15 protein-coding genes and 1 pseudogene are annotated in these 16,981 nt (G+C 64.3%); 11 read left to right on the plus strand and 5 right to left on the minus strand.

Annotated features, from left to right (window positions below):
- Positions 1 to 83 precede the first annotated feature (83 nt).
- Positions 84 to 1,409: a putative hydroxymethylpyrimidine transporter CytX gene (gene cytX, locus QMX89_RS14225; RefSeq protein WP_282348679.1), complete on the plus strand. Its 1,326-nt coding sequence runs from the start codon at positions 84 to 86 to the stop codon at positions 1,407 to 1,409.
- Here the strand turns inward: cytX and QMX89_RS14230 are convergent.
- Positions 1,378 to 2,124 (minus strand): DUF3298 and DUF4163 domain-containing protein, encoded by a 747-nt coding sequence (locus tag QMX89_RS14230; RefSeq protein WP_282348680.1) that lies wholly within the window; start codon positions 2,122 to 2,124, stop codon positions 1,378 to 1,380. The two genes, cytX and QMX89_RS14230, sit on opposite strands and share 32 nt — an antisense overlap.
- Before the next feature lie 199 nt (positions 2,125 to 2,323).
- Between QMX89_RS14230 and QMX89_RS14235 the strand changes: the two genes are divergently transcribed.
- From QMX89_RS14235 to QMX89_RS14275, 9 genes are all read left to right on the plus strand, one after another.
- Complete coding sequence (locus tag QMX89_RS14235) at positions 2,324 to 2,941, plus strand: NUDIX domain-containing protein (RefSeq protein ID WP_049862069.1); 618 nt, start codon at positions 2,324 to 2,326, stop codon at positions 2,939 to 2,941.
- On the plus strand, positions 2,932 to 3,384 hold the full coding sequence (locus QMX89_RS14240) for a DUF1249 domain-containing protein (RefSeq protein WP_049862068.1): 453 nt from the start codon (positions 2,932 to 2,934) through the stop codon (positions 3,382 to 3,384). The genes QMX89_RS14235 and QMX89_RS14240 overlap by 10 nt, the downstream gene beginning before the upstream one ends.
- Before the next feature lie 91 nt (positions 3,385 to 3,475).
- A complete protein-coding gene (gene cpdA / locus QMX89_RS14245) occupies positions 3,476 to 4,291 on the plus strand; it encodes a 3',5'-cyclic-AMP phosphodiesterase (RefSeq protein ID WP_282348683.1) in 816 nt (271 codons plus the stop codon).
- A gap of 199 nt (positions 4,292 to 4,490) precedes the next feature.
- Complete coding sequence (locus tag QMX89_RS14250; protein WP_049862066.1) at positions 4,491 to 5,099, plus strand: YqiA/YcfP family alpha/beta fold hydrolase; 609 nt, start codon at positions 4,491 to 4,493, stop codon at positions 5,097 to 5,099.
- Positions 5,100 to 5,134: 35 nt separating this feature from the next.
- Positions 5,135 to 7,039 (plus strand): DNA topoisomerase IV subunit B, encoded by a 1,905-nt coding sequence (gene parE / locus QMX89_RS14255; RefSeq protein ID WP_282348684.1) that lies wholly within the window; start codon positions 5,135 to 5,137, stop codon positions 7,037 to 7,039.
- Positions 7,040 to 7,059: 20 nt separating this feature from the next.
- Positions 7,060 to 8,034, plus strand: a complete 975-nt coding sequence (locus QMX89_RS14260) for an esterase-like activity of phytase family protein (RefSeq protein WP_282348723.1) — start codon at positions 7,060 to 7,062, stop codon at positions 8,032 to 8,034.
- On the plus strand, positions 8,031 to 8,555 hold the full coding sequence (locus tag QMX89_RS14265) for a TIGR02281 family clan AA aspartic protease (RefSeq protein WP_282348685.1): 525 nt from the start codon (positions 8,031 to 8,033) through the stop codon (positions 8,553 to 8,555). The genes QMX89_RS14260 and QMX89_RS14265 overlap by 4 nt, the downstream gene beginning before the upstream one ends.
- A gap of 7 nt (positions 8,556 to 8,562) precedes the next feature.
- Complete coding sequence (parC, locus tag QMX89_RS14270) at positions 8,563 to 10,818, plus strand: DNA topoisomerase IV subunit A (protein WP_056844390.1); 2,256 nt, start codon at positions 8,563 to 8,565, stop codon at positions 10,816 to 10,818.
- A gap of 170 nt (positions 10,819 to 10,988) precedes the next feature.
- Complete coding sequence (locus QMX89_RS14275; protein ID WP_177327978.1) at positions 10,989 to 11,690, plus strand: PqiC family protein; 702 nt, start codon at positions 10,989 to 10,991, stop codon at positions 11,688 to 11,690.
- Positions 11,691 to 11,741: 51 nt separating this feature from the next.
- On the opposite strand, the gene QMX89_RS14280 is transcribed toward QMX89_RS14275, so the two are convergent.
- The 3 genes from QMX89_RS14280 to QMX89_RS14290 all read right to left on the minus strand — a co-directional run bounded on the left by QMX89_RS14280 (position 11,742) and on the right by QMX89_RS14290 (position 13,980).
- Positions 11,742 to 12,047: a Txe/YoeB family addiction module toxin gene (locus QMX89_RS14280; protein ID WP_090355816.1), complete on the minus strand. Its 306-nt coding sequence runs from the start codon at positions 12,045 to 12,047 to the stop codon at positions 11,742 to 11,744.
- Positions 12,013 to 12,297 (minus strand): type II toxin-antitoxin system prevent-host-death family antitoxin, encoded by a 285-nt coding sequence (locus tag QMX89_RS14285; RefSeq protein ID WP_049862061.1) that lies wholly within the window; start codon positions 12,295 to 12,297, stop codon positions 12,013 to 12,015. The genes QMX89_RS14280 and QMX89_RS14285 overlap by 35 nt, the downstream gene beginning before the upstream one ends.
- A 183-nt stretch (positions 12,298 to 12,480) precedes the next feature.
- Positions 12,481 to 13,980, minus strand: a complete 1,500-nt coding sequence (locus QMX89_RS14290; protein WP_282348692.1) for a histidine kinase — start codon at positions 13,978 to 13,980, stop codon at positions 12,481 to 12,483.
- A 255-nt stretch (positions 13,981 to 14,235) separates the two neighbouring features.
- On the opposite strand from QMX89_RS14290, the pseudogene serB reads away from it, so the two are divergent.
- Positions 14,236 to 15,123: pseudogene (gene serB, locus QMX89_RS14295) on the plus strand (phosphoserine phosphatase SerB); the annotation flags it as partial.
- Between the two features lie 12 nt (positions 15,124 to 15,135).
- Here the strand turns inward: serB and QMX89_RS14300 are convergent.
- Positions 15,136 to 16,917, minus strand: coding sequence for a molecular chaperone (locus tag QMX89_RS14300; RefSeq protein WP_282348693.1), 1,782 nt, complete (start codon positions 16,915 to 16,917; stop codon positions 15,136 to 15,138).
- Between the last annotated feature and the right edge of the window lie 64 nt (positions 16,918 to 16,981).

The following is a 16,981-nucleotide window of genomic DNA, read 5'->3' on the forward strand; positions in this document are numbered from 1 at the left end:
GCCGATGACCGCTCCTGCGATTTCTCCGTAGGAGCGGTCATCGGCCGCGAAACCCGCACCGCGTCTGACCTGACACCTCACCAATGCTCCGACAACCCCGACTCCTTCCCATTCGAGCCCATCCATTGAAAACCTCCTACTCCCCCGATATCGCGGTCTCCACCGCCCAGCGCGTGCTGGGCGGACGTGATCTGTTCTCCCTGTGGTTTTCCCTGGGCGTCGGCCTCATGGTGCTGCAGACCGGCGCCTTGCTGGCGCCCGGCCTGGGCCTTGCCGGTGCGCTGGGCGCCATTTTTCTCGGGACCCTGGTGGGTGTGCTGCTGCTCGCTAGCGTCGGCGTGATCGGCAGCGACACCGGGCTGTCGGCCATGGCCGCCCTGCGCCTGACCCTGGGCCATGGTGCCGGCAGCGTGCCGGCGCTACTGAACCTGCTGCAACTGGTCGGCTGGGGCTCGTTCGAGATCATCGTCATGCGCGATGCCGCCAGCCTGCTGGGCACCCGCGCCTTCGGCGAAGGCAGCCTGGGCAGCAATCCGTGGTTGTGGACGCTGCTGTTCGGCGCATTGGTCACGCTGCTGGCGGTCAGTGGGCCGCTGACCTTCGTGCGCAAGGTGCTGCGCAAATGGGGCATATGGCTGCTACTGGCGGCATGCCTTTGGCTGACCTGGAACCTGTTCGCCAAGGCCGACCTGGCAGCTCTGTGGAACACTGCGGGCGACGGCTCCATGGACCTGGCCACCGGCTTTGACATCGCGATTGCCATGCCCCTGTCGTGGCTGCCGCTGATTGCCGACTACTCGCGATTCGGCAAGCGCGCTCGCAACGTGTTCGGCGGCACCGCCGTGGGCTTCTTCATCGGCAATTTCTGGTTGATGAGCCTGGGCGTCGCCTACACCCTGGCGTTCGCGCCCAGTGGTGAAGTCAATGCGCTGCTGTTGGCGCTGGCCGGTGCTGGCCTGGGCATACCGCTGCTGCTGATTCTGCTGGACGAGTCGGAGAACGCCTTCGCCGACATCCATTCGGCTGCGGTATCGACCAGCCTGTTGTCAGGCTTGAAGGTGGAGCACCTGGCCCTGGCCATCGGTATCATCTGCACGCTGATCGCCTGCCTGGCACCGCTGGCGCAGTACCAGAACTTCCTGCTGCTGATCGGCTCGGTCTTCGCGCCGCTGTTCGGCGTGGTCCTGATGGACCACTTCGTGCTGCGCAAACGCGCCATCCAGGTCGAGCCACGGGCTGTGCGCTGGAGCGCACTGCTGGCGTGGCTGGGCGGTGTGTGCCTGTATCACGTGCTGGCCAATCTGTACCCGCAGATCGGAGCAACCCTGCCCGCGCTGGTGGTGGCCGGGTTGCTGTACTACCTGATCGAGCGCGTGCTCAACCGCGACCCGGGAACAGCTCGGGCTTGATCACGCCATTGAGGCGCGGGTAGGCGATCTTCACTTCCGGGTGGCCCATGGCGTAGGGGGCGATGCTGTACACGTTGTACTTGAGCACCACGCCCCCATAGGTCAAGGCAATGTTCGGCGTCTGCTGGAAAGGCCACTGACGAATGAAGTCGGCATCCTTGTCCAGCTTGCTGGCGACCAGCCAGCCACGGTGGGCTTCTTCGGCAGCCTGCCAGAACGCGCGTTCCTGGCCCGGTACCAGCATGTCCTTCAGGGTCAGTTCGCGATGCTCGCGACGCGACCAGTTGATGAAGCCGCGTCCCGGCATGCCGTGGGCGCCACCGGTCATGACGTAGCTGGACAGCTCGACCACCACGATACCGTCATGCTGCTCGCGTACCTTGGCTTGCAGGTAGCTGCTGTAGCGCGGGTGGGCCTCGCGCATGAATTGATCTTCATAGGCCTTAAGGGTCGCCGGTACGCGGGCGTCGGGCGTGTTGACGGTCATCTCGCGCAAGCGTTTGTCGATGGCTGCATCCAGGCCGGGCTCGTCGGGAAAATGCACCACGTCGATGTTCACCAGTGGGCAGTCCTGATTGTCGCAGCCGGGCTTGATGTGCTCGAAAGCCTCGCGCTTGGTCTCCAGCGGCGCCCGGTAGTTGGTTTGGAAGACACTGGCGCAGGCACCCAGGGTCAAGGCGACGCAGGCCACGGAGGTGAACTTGAGAAACGACATGATGGTCCTTGGCGGATGATTGAATTGTCGTGCTTGGACTGCCGGTCGAACCGTCGGTTCGCACGTAGCACAATCTTAATGCCTGCTCGCCCAACCGCCTATCCCGAGGCTTGCGGCTTACCTTCGAAGGGGGGCTGCAATACGGGCGCATCGCGGTTAGGATGGCCCCATGCTGCACGCACGAGTACGAGGTTTTTCCATGCCAGATTCATCCCGATCCACCCCCAAGGCGGTCGAGATCGACAAGACCGAACGTTGCTTCCAGGGCTTCTACAGACTGGACAAGCTGTTCCTGCGCCACGAGCTGTTCAACGGTGGCATGAGCAAACAGATCAGCCGCGAACTGTTCGTGCGCCACGACGCCGTGTGCGTGTTGCCCTACGATGCCGTTCGCGACGAAGTGGTCCTGATCGAGCAGTTCCGGGTCGGCGCGGTGGGAAAGGTCGACAACCCCTGGCTGATCGAAATGGTCGCCGGGTTGATCGACAAGGACGAGCAGCCCGAGGAAGTCGCCCATCGCGAAGCCGACGAGGAAGCGGGGCTGCAGATCGAAGCGCTGTGGCCAGTCACCAAGTACTTCCCGTCGCCCGGCGGCAGCGATGAATACGTGCATCTGTACCTGGGCCGCTGCAGCAGCGAAGGCGCGGGCGGCCTGCATGGGCTGGAGGAGGAGGGCGAGGACATCCGCGTCAAGGTCTGGGCGTTCGACGATGCACTGCAGGCCGTGCGCGATGGTCGGATCATCAACGCGGCAGCGATCATCGCCATTCAATGGCTGGCGCTGAACCGCGACGAAGTCAGGGGGCTGTGGTCGTGAGTCCGTTGCGCGAGCGCTACCGCGTCGATCTGGTTGGCTTGCAAGCCGCCTGCGAGGCCAATTATGCGCGACTCATGCGGCTGTTGCCGGACATGCGCAGCCAGCAGTTGTCGCGCCGCATCGCCATGACCCAGGCCGACCAGATGCTCGGCGTGCTGACCCTCGAGGTGATGCTGGCCTGTCCGTACACCACCACCCTGCGCGTGCGCCAGGAACACAGCCTGCCCTGGCTGCCCGTGCCGCAGATGGAAGTGCAGGTGTACCACGATGCGCGCATGGCCGAGGTCATCAGCGCCGAGCATGCCCGTCGTTTCCGCAGCGTCTATCCCTATCCCAACGAGGCCATGCACCAACCCGACGAAAAGGCCCAGCTCAACCTGTTCCTCGGCGAATGGCTCAGCCACTGCCTGGCCTGCGGCCACGAGTACGAAGCGGTGCGCTGAGCGCCGACCGGCCCCGGGCGCTGGACCCTGCATTGCCCTCGTCATCCAGGCTGCGCATAATTCCTCGATCAACCCCTGCCTGGAGACGGCCTTGTCGAGCCCATCTGATCGCGCTTTCGATGCCCCGGTGCTGCTCGTGCAGCTGTCGGACAGCCACCTGGTGGCCGAAGCCGACGGAGCCATGTTCGGCTTGAATACCCGGCAGAGCCTGGCGCAGGTCGTCAGCCAGGTGCAAGCGGAACAGCCGCACATCGATTTGCTGGTCGCCACCGGCGACCTGTCTCAGGACGGCACGCTGGCTTCCTATCAGGCGTTTGCCCAGGCTACAGCGGGAATTGCCGCGCCGATGCGCTGGCTGCCCGGGAATCACGACGAACCGGCGGTCATGCAGCAGGCCGCGCGGGGTACGCAGTGGCTGGAGCCGGTGGTGGACATCGGTGCCTGGCGAGTGACGCTGCTCGATTCCGCCATCGCAGGTTCGGCGGCGGGTCATCTGGCCGACGAGCAGTTGCAGCTGCTCGAACGGTCGCTTGCCGAGGCACCGCACAAGCATCACCTGGTGTGTCTGCACCATCATCCAGTGTCCATCGACAGTTCCTGGATGGAGCCCATCGGCCTGCGCAATCGGCATGCCCTGTTCGAACTGCTTGCCCGCTTTGCGCAAGTGCGGGGTGTGCTCTGGGGACACGTGCATCAGGAGATCGACCGGCAGGCTCATGGCGTGCGCCTGCTGGCATCGCCCTCGACCTGCATCCAGTTTCTGCCGCGCAGCGAGGACTTCGCCCTGGACGACCGTGCGCCGGGCTACCGCTGGCTGCGTCTGATGCCGGATGGACAGATCGAAACCGGCGTCTCGCGCCTGGCGGACTTCAGCTTCACCCCGGATCTGGACGCGGCGGGTTATTGATTCAGGGGCGGTAGCGTGGCCTTCGCGGGCAGAGCCCGCTCCCACAGGGTTTCGTGCCAGGATTGTGGCTTGCCGGAGCGGAGCGGGCGGCAAGCCTTCTGTTCACGAAGGCCGCACCGCCCATATACCGACGCACCAACACCCCAACAGCATCCCCGACAAGGTAAACTGCGCGCCATCTCTATGCCCGGAGGCCCCCATGCCCGGTTCGATCCTCTACATTCATGGTCTGAACAGCTCGCCGGATTCACAGAAAGCCCGCCAGTTGAGTGCGCTGATGCAACGCATCGGCCTGGCTGATCAACTGCGCGCGCCCGCCTTGCACCACCATCCGCGCCAGGCCATCGCCCAACTGGAAGCGGCACTGGCGCAGCTCGATGCACCCTTGCTGGTGGGAAGCTCACTGGGCGGCTACTATGCGACACACCTGGCCCAGCGCTTTGGGCTCAAGGCAGTGCTGATCAACCCGGTGGTCAACCCGCACCGCCTGTTCGATGGCTACCTGGGCGAACAGACCAACCATTACACGGGCGAGCGCTGGCAGCTGACCCACGACCACGTCACAGCCCTGGCCGAGCTGGAAGTGCCGGCCCCCACGGACCGCGAGCGGCTCCAGGTGTGGCTGCAGACCGGCGACGAGACCCTCGACTATCGCCAGGCGGCGGCCTTCTACCAAGCCTGCAGCGTGCACATCGAAAACGGCGGCGACCACGGCTTCCAGGGCTTTGCACAGAAGTTGCCGGCGCTGCTGGCATTCGCCGGCATCGACGCCGAGCGCCTGGATGGCATCGACCTTGCCCAGCTTTGACCACTCATTTCACGAACGACTGACGACGAGACCCCATGGCCAATCCCAGCGCTAGCTCCTATAACGCAGACGCCATCGAAGTCCTCTCGGGCCTCGACCCGGTGCGCAAGCGCCCGGGCATGTACACCGACACCAGTCGGCCCAATCACCTGGCCCAGGAAGTCATCGACAACAGTGTCGACGAAGCCCTGGCGGGCCACGCACGGTCGATCCAGGTCATCCTGCACGCCGACCACTCCCTGGAAGTGTCCGACGACGGCCGCGGCATGCCTGTGGACATCCACCCGGAGGAAGGCGTCAGCGGCGTCGAGCTGATCCTCACCAAGCTGCACGCCGGCGGCAAGTTCTCCAACAAGAACTACCAGTTCTCCGGCGGTCTGCACGGGGTCGGTATCTCCGTGGTCAACGCCCTGTCCAATCAAGTGCGGGTCAGGGTCAAGCGCGACGGCAACGAGTATCAGATGACCTTCGCCGATGGCTTCAAGGCCACCGACCTGGAAGTCATCGGTACGGTCGGCAAGCGCAACACCGGCACCAGCGTGTACTTCGCCCCGGACCCGAAATACTTCGATTCGCCCAAGTTTTCCGTCAGCCGCCTCAAGCATGTGCTCAAGGCCAAGGCGGTGCTCTGTCCTGGCCTGCTGGTCAGCTTCGAGGACAAGGGCAGCGGCGAGAAGGTCGAGTGGCATTATGAAGATGGCCTGCGTTCGTACCTGATCGATGCGGTCACCGAATTCGCCCGCCTGCCGGACGAGCCGTTCTGCGGCATCCTGGCGGGCAACAAGGAAGCCGTGGACTGGGCGCTGCTGTGGTTGCCCGAAGGCGGCGACAGCGTTCAGGAAAGCTACGTCAACCTGATTCCGACGGCCCAGGGCGGTACCCACGTCAACGGCCTGCGCCAGGGCCTGCTCGATGCCATGCGCGAATTCTGCGAGTTCCGCAACCTGCTGCCGCGCGGGCTGAAGCTGGCGCCCGAAGACATCTGGGAACGCATCGCCTTCGTCCTGTCGATGAAGATGCAGGATGCGCAGTTCTCCGGCCAGACCAAGGAGCGGCTGTCCTCGCGTGAAGCCGCAGCGTTCGTGTCCGGCGTGGTCAAGGATGCCTTCAGCCTGTGGCTCAACGCGCATCCTGAATTGGGCATGCAGCTGGCCGAGCTGGCGATCAGCAACGCCGGGCGCCGCCTCAAGGCAAGCAAGAAAGTCGAGCGCAAGCGCATCACCCAAGGCCCGGCATTGCCCGGCAAGCTGGCCGACTGTGCCGGCCAGGACCCGGCCCGCTCCGAGCTGTTCCTGGTCGAAGGTGACTCGGCAGGTGGCTCGGCCAAACAGGCGCGGGACAAGGAATTCCAGGCGATCCTGCCGTTGCGCGGCAAGATCCTCAACACCTGGGAAGTGGACGGCAGCGAGGTCCTGGCCAGCCAGGAAGTGCACAACATCGCCGTGGCCATCGGGGTCGATCCCGGTGCCGCCGATATCAGCCAGCTGCGCTACGGCAAGGTGTGCATCCTCGCCGACGCCGACTCCGACGGCCTGCACATCGCAACCCTGCTCTGCGCGCTGTTCGTCCAGCACTTCCGTCCCCTGGTGGACGCCGGGCACGTCTATGTCGCCATGCCGCCGCTGTACCGCATCGACTTGGGCAAGGAGATCTTCTACGCCCTGGACGAAGCCGAGCGCGATGGCATCCTCGACCGCCTGGTGGCCGAAAAGAAACGCGGCAAGCCGCAGGTCACGCGCTTCAAGGGCCTGGGGGAGATGAACCCACCGCAGCTGCGCGAAACCACCATGGACCCCAACACCCGCCGCCTGGTGCAACTGACCCTGGACGACTTCGCCGGCACCACCGAGATCATGGACATGCTGCTGGCCAAGAAACGTGCGGGCGACCGCAAGGCGTGGCTCGAGTCCAAGGGTAATCTGGCCGAGGTGCTGGCTTGATCGCAGCGCTGCTGACAGCCCTGTTCGCCCTGGCCCTGCCGACGCTGGCCGAGGCGTCGGCGCAGCCCGCTGTGCCCGAATTGACGTTGATCGGCGAGCATGCGGTCGATGGCATGCCCACGGGCAATCTGTCCGGTCTGGCGCTGTGCGGCAAGGCGTTGTGGGCCGTGTCCGACCGCGAAGACGGGACGGTCTATCGCCTCGATACCTCGACGCCCGTCTGGCAGGCCAGGGCGGTGACGTTCAAGGCACCGCCGGTCCCGCCCAGCGGGCTGCCCGCTCGTCTGCGCATGAGCAGTTGGGCCGCGTCTTTCGTGCGCGGCGGCGATCTGGATTTTGAAGGCATCAGCTGTGATGCCCAAGGCAACCAATACCTGGTCAGCGAAGCTCACGTCGCGGTCTTGCAGATTCCCGTTTCAGGCGAGCCGAAATGGTTGCCTCTGGATCCGACGCTGGTCAGTCAGGCGCGCGCCAGCCACTTGCTGTTGCACTTCAATGCCCTGTTCGAAGGGCTGACCGTCAACCCGGCCGGCGACCGCCTGTGGCTGGCCGCCGAACGTCAGCAGCGCGGTCTGTTGGCTGTTCGCAAGCGGCCGGTGAGCTGGAGCTGCGAGGGGCGTTGCGTGCTGCTCGCCGAAGGCGGTGCGGAAACGCTGCCGGTGCAGGTGCCTCGCACCAGGACCATGCCGCGCGACTTCGCTGACCTGGCCTACTTCGACGGCAAGCTGTTCACCCTGGAACGCAATGCCTACCGCATCTGCCGCCGAGACGCCGATACGGCGAAGCGGGAACGTTGCTGGTCGTTCGCCGCCGAAGCCCTGTTGCCCGCGCGCCGCTATGATGCGCCCTACGGCCTGACCGAAGCGCTGAGCGTGGACGCCGACGGCGCCTGGGTCGGCACCGACAACAACCAATGGGCCCGCGCCGATGGCGAACGCCGTCCGGTGGTCTGGCGCTTCGCAGCCCCGGCCGGTGGCTGGAGTGCGGCACCATGAGCCAGGCGGCACCCGGCAAGCGGGCGGGCAAACTGCTGATGCTGCTGGCCTGGGCCGCGGCGTTGTACCTGGCCACGCAGTTCTTCGGCGACTGGGAACAGCGTCGGGAAAATCCCAATGCCGTGCCGGTGTCCCAGCACGGCGACGGCTATGTGGAAGTGCAGCTGGCCGGCAATGGCCAGGGACACTTCGTCAGTGGCGGCTTCATCAACGGCCAGCCGGTGCAGTTCATGCTCGACACCGGCGCCACCGATGTGGCGATGCCCGAAGCCGTGGCGCGCAAGCTTGAATTGGCGCGCGGGGCACCGGTGCTGCTCACCACCGCCAATGGCAAGACCCAAGGCTATCGCACCGAGATCGCCAGCCTGCAATTGGGCGACATTCGCCTGAGCAATGTCCGCGCCCTTGTAGTGCCGGGCTTCGAAGGCAACCAGGTGCTGCTGGGCATGAGCGCTCTGAAACAACTTGAATTCACTCAGCGCGGCGGCAACTTGTTGCTGCGCCAGACCACGAAACGATGAGGCTTGCATGAGCGACTCCCTCGATCTCAGTCTCGACGGCGTAGAACGCCGGTCCCTGGCTGACTTCACCGAACAGGCCTACCTCAACTACTCCATGTACGTGATCATGGACCGCGCCTTGCCGCACATCGGCGATGGCCTCAAGCCGGTCCAGCGACGCATCGTCTATGCCATGAGCGAGTTGGGGCTCGACGCCGACGCCAAGCACAAGAAATCCGCGCGCACCGTGGGTGACGTGCTCGGCAAGTTCCACCCCCATGGCGACTCGGCCTGTTACGAGGCCATGGTGTTGATGGCGCAGCCGTTCAGCTATCGCTACACCCTGGTCGATGGCCAAGGCAACTGGGGGGCGCCGGACGATCCCAAGTCCTTCGCTGCCATGCGCTACACCGAAGCGCGCCTGTCGCGCTATTCCGAAGTGCTGCTCACCGAACTGGGCCAGGGCACTGCCGACTGGGTACCGAACTTCGACGGCACCCTGGACGAGCCTGCGGTGCTGCCAGCGCGCTTGCCCAACATCCTGCTCAACGGCACCACCGGCATTGCCGTGGGCATGGCCACCGACGTGCCACCGCACAACCTGCGCGAAGTGGCCAGCGCCTGCGTCCGTCTGCTCGACGAGCCCAAGGCCACGGTCGAGCAGCTGTGCGAGCACATCCAGGGTCCGGATTACCCGACCGAAGCGGAAATCATCACGCCGCGTGCCGAACTGCTGAAGATCTACCAGACCGGCCGCGGTTCGGTGCGCATGCGCGCGGTGTATCGTCTGGAAGACGGCGACGTGGTCGTCACCGCTCTGCCGCACCAGGTGTCCGGTGCCAAGGTGCTGGAACAGATCGCCGCGCAGATGCAGGCCAAGAAGCTGCCGATGGTGGCCGACCTGCGTGACGAATCCGACCACGAGCATCCGTGCCGCATCGTCATCATTCCGCGCTCCAATCGGGTCGAAGTCGACGAACTGATGCAGCATCTGTTCGCCACCACGGATCTGGAGTCGACCTACCGGGTCAACGTCAACATCATCGGCCTCGACGGCCGCCCGCAGCTGAAGAACCTGCGCGCGTTGCTGGTCGAGTGGCTGGAGTTCCGCGTCAACACCGTGCGGCGCCGCCTGCAATTCCGCCTGGACAAGGTCGAGCGCCGCCTGCACCTGTTGGACGGCTTGCTGATTGCCTTCCTCAACCTGGACGAAGTGATCCACATCATCCGCACCGAGGACCATCCCAAGGCACGCCTGATCGAGCGTTTCGCGCTGACCGAGATCCAGGCCGACTACATTCTCGATACGCGCCTGCGCCAGCTCGCGCGTCTGGAAGAAATGAAGATCCGTGGCGAACAGGAAGAACTGGCCAAGGAACGCGCCAAGCTGCAGGCCCTTTTGGGCAGCGAGGCCAAGCTGAAGAAACTGGTGCGTGCCGAGCTGATCAAGGACGCCGAAACCTATGGCGACGCTCGCCGCTCGCCGATCGTGGCGCGCAGCGAAGCCCGTGCGCTGTCGGAAAACGAGCTGATGCCCACCGAGCCTGTGACGGTAGTGCTGTCCGAGAAGGGCTGGGTGCGCTGTGGCAAAGGCCACGACATCGATGCCACCGGGCTGTCCTACAAGGCCGGTGACGGCTACAAGACGGCAGCGACCGGGCGCTCGAATCAGTTCGCGGTGTTCATCGACTCGACCGGGCGCAGCTACTCGGTGGCTGCCCATACGCTGCCCTCGGCCCGTGGCCAGGGCGAGCCGCTGACAGGCCGCCTGACGCCGCCACCGGGTGCGACGTTCGAATGCGTGATGCTGCCCGACGACGACGCGCTGTATGTCATCGCGTCGGACGCCGGCTACGGTTTCGTGGTCAAGGGCGAAGACCTGCAAGCCAAGAACAAGGCCGGCAAGGCGCTGCTCAGCCTGCCCAAGGGCGCCAAGGTGATCAACCCCCGCGCCGTGCCGGACCGTGAGCAGAACTGGCTGGCCGCCGTGACCACCGAAGGTCGACTGCTGGTGTTCAAGATCAGCGACTTGCCACAGCTGGGCAAGGGCAAGGGCAACAAGATCATCGGCATTCCCGGCGATCGAGTCGCCAGCCGTGAAGAATTCGTCACCGACCTTGCGGTCGTTGCCGAAGGCTCGACGTTGGTGTTGCAGGCAGGCAAGCGCACGTTGTCGCTCAAGCCCGACGACCTCGAGCACTACCGTGGCGAGCGTGGCCGCCGCGGCAACAAGCTGCCTCGCGGTTTCCAGCGCGTCGACGCTCTGGTCGTGGAAAACCCCTGACTGCCAACCGCGTGCGGACGGCGGCATGGCTGCCGTTCGACGCAAGCACTGGAGTCAGGGCGCGGATTCACGGATGATAGGCCCTTTCGCGGCGCCGCCAAGCGGCAGCGTCCAGACGACTCGGTCAAGTATTGCTGTGGTTGCCGTGTGGCAGCCGCCTGGATGAAATGATGAAACTGTTGCGTCTTCCCGTGATTTTATTGCTCGGCGGCGTGCTGGGCCTGGCCGGATGCAGCACGCATCAACCCGTGGCCTTGTACCAGCTCGACAGCGGCAACCCCGGCCTGCCCAAGGAAAGCCGCGGCATGGCCGTGCTGCTGGGGCCGGTGTCGGTGGCCGACTATCTGCAGCGCGAAACGCTGCTGCAGCGCCAGGCCGACGGTAGCCTGAGAGCGTCCACCGATGGCCGCTGGGCCGGAAGCCTTTCCGCCGACATCGACCAACTGCTGTTGCGCCAGATGGCCTGGCGCCTGGACAGCCAGCGCGTGGTACTGGCGCCTACGCCCGCCAACTTCACGCCCGATGCTCAGGTGCTGCTGTCGATCACCCGTCTTGATTCAGGCAGCCGCCAGCCTGCGATTCTCGACGCCCAGTGGCGCGTTCTGGATCGCCGTGGACAAGTGCGCGACAACCGCATCGTTCACCTTGAAGAAAAGCACGACGGCGGCACCGCCGCTCAAGTCCAGGCGCAAGGGGTGCTGTTGCAGCGTCTGGCTGCGCAGTTGACTGCAGCGCTCAAACCGCTGGCCAATCAACCCGCACTGGTCGAAGAGCGCAAGCCAGCGCCGGCGCAGGTGCGCCGGGAAGAAGAAAAACCACAGATTCCGCTGGCGACCCCCATCCGTACCGACCTGGAAGTGTTCCGCTTCTAGAGCGACACCCAACAAAAAGCCCGCACTGGATGCGGGCTTTTTGTTGGGTGTTCAGCCGTAGTGGTAGCGACAGGCAATCACCGTAAGCACATCATTGTCGTAGAAGTAGACCAGCCGGTGCTCCTTGTCGATGCGCCGCGACCAGTATCCGGTGAGGTCACCTTTCAGTGGTTCGGGGCGACCTATTCCCTTGAAGGGATCACGCAGGATATGGGAAATGAGGTTATCGACAGCTTCATGTTTACCGGGGTCATTCTCGGACCAGTGCTGATAGTCAGCCCAACCATTGGCAGTGAATGAAACGGCGACACTGGTGCGAGCTTTAGTCTTGTTCTGCTGCTTCTTGCTCTGCGACATTCAAGGAGATCTCCTTGGTGACGGCTCCCCCGGCCTTATGCTGAGCAATGGATTCGCGCAGGCGCTTGGCGTTCTCCGCTGAACCAAGCAGGTACAGGGTTTCCTCCATGGCGTTGTAGTCTTCCAGCGATAGGATGACTACGTGTTCACCACGCTGGCGGGTGATGACTGCCGGCTCGTGATCACGGCACACATCATCCATTGTCTGCTTCAAACCGGCACGGGCCTGGCTAAAGGTAAGTACATTCATGGATATCGATTCCTTCCCGGGAACATCCCATGGGAGAACGCCAAGGCAGTGCATAGCATACCCCTGGCGAGATCAGCCGCATCTGCGGCGAAACGGAAAGAGGCTGCGGCACAGCCGGCAGCCTCGTTCGGTCGAGCTGAAAATGTACAATGCTTTGTACAATGACGTCAAGTCGGCTGCCAGTCAGCCGATGCGCGCCAACTGCCGTTCCAGCAGCGACGGGTAGGGCTCCAGCAGGCGCTCGACGCAGCAGGCCCCTTCGGGGCTGGCGATCGAGCGGATGCGCGCGCGCTGGCGGATCAGCGGGTCTTCGCCGATCTCGCGTACCACCAGCAACAGGTTGCGGCTGTGCTGCGAGAGCGCCAGTGCATCCTGCGCCGATTCGGTCAGCAGCAGGTCGATGGAGTTCAGGCCATGGACCTCGTCGCTGAGCACCAGACCCAACTGCAATTGCAGGGTGATACCGCTGTCGGCGACCTGGATCTGCAAGGCATGACCCAGGGCGCGCAACAGTTCGCCACAGCAGATCGCATTGGTCAGGTAGTCATCGCCGCTGGTTTCGCTGTGGAACAGCATCAAGGTGCTGCCATCCTGGAGCATGTGCACTTCGCTCTCATAGAGCGAGGCGGCCTGCTGCAGGCAGTCGTGGTAGCGCTCCAGCAACTCTGCCAGGCGTGCCTTGGGCAGGCGCCGCAGTTGTTCCTGAGCACCCAGCTGCACCGCCAGCACGGCGCTGTCGGTGTGCACCTTGGCCACGGCAGTGGCGGGTTGCTTGATCACCGCCACCGGAGTTTCGCGCAGATCCGCGAACGGATCGTCGCCGAAGTCTTCTTCGTCCTCGTCGGCCTGGATCTGACGCATGACCGGTTTCGCGGGCTTTGCGGCCACCGGCGGGAACGGGCCGGGCTTGCTGGCGGTGCGCACGGGCAAGGCTGGCTGCGGCTCATCGTCTTCGTCGATGTCGTCGGGTTCGACTTCGGGCTCACGGGGCTCTGGAGCCAACTGCGCGTGCAGCTGGCGCGCCAGATCGCCGATCTCGTCGGTGCGCTGGGTCGCCGGCGTATACTCGTCGGGGTTGCGCAGCCAGACCCGCAACTGCAGCAGCGGCGTCGAGATGTAGCGACCCAGGCGCAGGCTCAGCGCCAACGCAAGCACCAGCAGGATCCCGGCCAGCACGCCCATGCTCTGCAGGCTGATGGTCAGCGGCTGCTGGAACTGATTCATGTCCAGGCTGATGCGCAACTGTCCGGCCAGGGCGTCCTGGAAGTTGATCTTGGTCTCGTACAGCCCTTGGCTTTGCCCAAGCAGGCCACTTTTGGGGCGCTGGCCGGCTTCGGCAAGGATGCGGTTGTCCGGGCTGAAGATCGCCGCGTGTGCCACCAGTGGGTTTTTCACCAGGTTGTTGAGCAGCACGTTGAGGCTGAGGATGTCGTTGGACACCAGCAGCTCGGTGGCGGACGTGGCCGTCTGCGTGGTCAGGCTCTGGCCCACCGCATCGGCTTGCTCGTGCATGGCCTGCTTGAACTGCAGACCCATCACGCAGGCGTAGATCACCAGGGCGATGGCAACCAGCACGATGTTGGTGAACGCGATGCGCAAAGCCAGCGGCACTCGACGGTGGCGCACGGCTCGGAAGATCAGCAGGAAGAAGTTGTCGGTTTTGACTGGCGTAGGCCGGTTCACTGAGCGCGGCTCTTTGTCCGTGAAGTTGGCGCGCAGTATAACGACCGCCCTCCGAGCGGCAAAGCGCTGCCTGTGCCCGATGGTCACTGAAAGTGGTTAGAATGCGTTTTTTTTCATGAAACGGGGTGCCTCTTGCGCGAAATCGTCCTGATCAACATCACCGCTCAGGAGCAGTCGGGCATCGTCGATGCACTGGGCGGCGCCCTGACCGCCGAGACCACCTTCAGCACCGCGCTGAACGCTGAGCCGGCCGACCACGTGGTCAGCGTGATGGGGCGCCAGGTCGGCTACCCGGCGCTGCGGCAGGTGATCACGCTGCTGGCCGAGCATGGCTTGTCGCTTTCCAGCCTGGAGCGCCTGTCAGCGGCCACGGGTGGCAATGCCTGTTTCGAGCTGTGCCTGCAGGGCCCGTTGGAGCAGCCACTGCCATTGCGTGCCCAGGTACTCGAACTCAGCGCCGCGCTGGGTCTGGACATCGTCTACCAGCCCGAGTCGGCACAGCGCCGCCATCCGCGCCTGGCCGTGTTCGACATGGATTCGACACTGATCGAAGCCGAGGTGATCGACGAACTGGCCAAGGCGGCCGGCATCGGCGAACGTGTCGCGGCGATCACCGAACAGGCCATGCGCGGCGAGATCGATTTTCGCGCCAGCTTCAAGGCCCGTCTGGCGTTGCTCGACGGCCTCGACGTTGCGGTGCTCGATGACATTGGTGCGCAACTGCGCCTGAGCGAAGGCGCGGAGCGCCTGTTCGCCGAACTCAATCGCATGGGGGTAAAAACTGCCATTCTGTCCGGCGGCTTCACCTATTTCGCCAAGCAGTTGCAGAAGCGTCTGGGCATCACTTATGTCTTCGCCAACGAACTGCAGGTGGTCGACGGTAAATGCACCGGAGTGGCGGTCGAGCCTATCGTCGACGCCCAACGCAAAGCCGACCTGCTGCAGCAGTTGGCCCGTGAGCACGGTATCGACTTGAGCGAAACCATCGCAGTGGGTGACGGGGCCAACGACCTGGCCATGCTGGCCATTGCAGGGCTGGGCGTGGCGTTCCGTGCCAAGCCGCTGGTCCGCCAGTCGGCGCGTCAGGCCATCAGTGTGCTGGGGCTGGATGCGGTGCTGTACCTGCTCGGTCGCCGCGACTGAGCAACGATTCGTCTACAGATCTTTCCAGAGCGAAGCGAAGTCTTCTTCGGGCGCAACATCTTCGGCACCGGTCGACGTCGGTTTGGCCACTTCCAGCAGGTGGTATTCGAACTGATTGAAACTGCCGGTGCCGGCCATCCGCGTGCCCAGGCCCGCAGGCTGTTCGTCACCCTGGTTGTTGATGATGACCTTGTTGCCTTCCTGAAAAGGCATGCGCGGGGCGAGCAGGGAGGCAGGAATGTCGATGGCGCGTATCTCCGGCAGCAGCAGGCCGCGCAGGAACTGGCTGTTCTGCTCGCTGACGCGCACCAGCTGCAGGCCGCACGGCTGGGCGTGCGGTGCCACCAGCTCGATGCCCATCTGCGTGCCGCCACTGCGCACCTGCCGAATCCAGCGCACCACGGCCACGCTCCAGCCCTGGGCCTGAGTGTCCTGGATGCCGACCATCTCACCGGCCTGCAGTTGCGGCGGAACCTCCTTGGGCCACGCCAGGCAGTAGCCACCGGGGCTGTGATTGACGATCTGCAGGGCATAGGTCGGGAAGTGCTGATCGTGATTGGAGGCACTGCCAGCGCTGCTGCCGTCGCCGCGCGGCAGGTCGTACTGGATCTCCTCGTAGTCGCCGTGGCGATCGCCCTCGGTCGGCCTGCTCCACGATTGTGTGGCAGCGCCCGGTACGAACTGTGCGCTCTGCGAAGGGCCAGGGCGCTTGAGGATCTCACTGAAGGAGCGCTCGCCGCCAATGTAGTAATGCAGCGCGCTCATGCCGATGCACAGGCTCAGGTTGCCTTGGCCGGGCGTTCGGGTAAAAGTGCGTTCCGCCACATCGCCCCAGGCCGCGGCTACGTGCTGGAGCAGATCGATACTGAAGTTGCTGGGGATCAGCCGCGACTGCGCGCGCTGCTCGACCGGCAAGTCCAGGTAGGCCTTGATGGCCTGAACCAGGTCGCTCGGGTCGAGCCCGATCAGGTGCGGCAGTTGGTCGTCGCCATACAGGGTCTTGTAGCGGGGCCCGCTGTCTTCACCGGGCGCTACGGCGAACAGGCTCGAAGTCAGGCTGGCCGGCTGCACACGGACCAGTGGGCTCCACGCATCCAGCACTTCGGCCAGACGCAGGATCGCCTGTTGACGCATCTGGTTGCAGCGAGAGCTGCCCAGCAGCAACGAGGCCGCGTAGCTTTGCTGAACGGTCGAGCTACGGCCTGGAGGAATCAGCGGATCGTTGATGGAAAGATTCTGCAACTGATGCGCCAGGGCTGCCTGATACAACTGGTGCAACTCCAGCCATACCCCATCGGGCACCGGACAGTACAGCAGACTGGCGCGCAACACAGGCCCGTTCAGGCAGTGCAGGGCACGCTGTGCAGCGGTGGCCAGAAGGATGGCCCGCTCCTTGGCAACACGATCCTTGGTAGCGGTTGCGGAAATACGCAGCACGATCTGCTTGTAACCGATCGCCAGATGGTTCTGCAGGGCCTGGCACAGGTTGGCGACCTTGCGCGAGCGTTCGTCGAGCACGATGGACTGGTTGAGGAAGTGTCGTTCCAGATGCTTGCAGACGAAATAGACCTCGGGCCTGAGCAGCTCAAGCAGTTGCAGGCGATTGTCGCTGGGCGTGAGCAGTTGGTTGAGCTCGCCCAGGCCCTGGTACAGCAACCGGGCAGTTTCCCCCAGATTGGCCTTGGGCAGCGTGGCAATCCAGCGTTTGAGGTCGCGCGGGGTCGCTTCGCAGAAGGTCAGGCTCAACTGCGATGGCGTCGGAGCGCGCAACAACAGATGGGGGCGTGGCGACATCGGTCGTTTCCTGGTTCGACTCAGGTCATCGTGCAACAGCGTGAACGATGACGAAAGACAGGCC

The organism is Pseudomonas sp. PS01301 (assembly GCF_029960215.1).
Lineage (GTDB): Bacteria > Pseudomonadota > Gammaproteobacteria > Pseudomonadales > Pseudomonadaceae > Aquipseudomonas > Aquipseudomonas coleopterorum.

What these genes read in the sequence shown, in the direction of transcription:
- QMX89_RS14235 (WP_049862069.1), top strand. Translation starts at nt 2,324, where the DNA reads ATGCCAGATTCATCCCGATCCACCCCCAAGGCGGTCGAGATCGACAAG.
- QMX89_RS14230 (WP_282348680.1), bottom strand. Translation starts at nt 2,124, where the DNA reads ATGTCGTTTCTCAAGTTCACCTCCGTGGCCTGCGTCGCCTTGACCCTG.
- QMX89_RS14275 (WP_177327978.1), top strand. Translation starts at nt 10,989, where the DNA reads ATGAAACTGTTGCGTCTTCCCGTGATTTTATTGCTCGGCGGCGTGCTG.
- cytX (WP_282348679.1), top strand. Translation starts at nt 84, where the DNA reads ATGCTCCGACAACCCCGACTCCTTCCCATTCGAGCCCATCCATTGAAA.
- parE (WP_282348684.1), top strand. Translation starts at nt 5,135, where the DNA reads ATGGCCAATCCCAGCGCTAGCTCCTATAACGCAGACGCCATCGAAGTC.
- QMX89_RS14265 (WP_282348685.1), top strand. Translation starts at nt 8,031, where the DNA reads ATGAGCCAGGCGGCACCCGGCAAGCGGGCGGGCAAACTGCTGATGCTG.
- QMX89_RS14285 (WP_049862061.1), bottom strand. Translation starts at nt 12,297, where the DNA reads ATGAATGTACTTACCTTTAGCCAGGCCCGTGCCGGTTTGAAGCAGACA.
- QMX89_RS14300 (WP_282348693.1), bottom strand. Translation starts at nt 16,917, where the DNA reads ATGTCGCCACGCCCCCATCTGTTGTTGCGCGCTCCGACGCCATCGCAG.
- QMX89_RS14250 (WP_049862066.1), top strand. Translation starts at nt 4,491, where the DNA reads ATGCCCGGTTCGATCCTCTACATTCATGGTCTGAACAGCTCGCCGGAT.
- QMX89_RS14280 (WP_090355816.1), bottom strand. Translation starts at nt 12,047, where the DNA reads ATGTCGCAGAGCAAGAAGCAGCAGAACAAGACTAAAGCTCGCACCAGT.
- parC (WP_056844390.1), top strand. Translation starts at nt 8,563, where the DNA reads ATGAGCGACTCCCTCGATCTCAGTCTCGACGGCGTAGAACGCCGGTCC.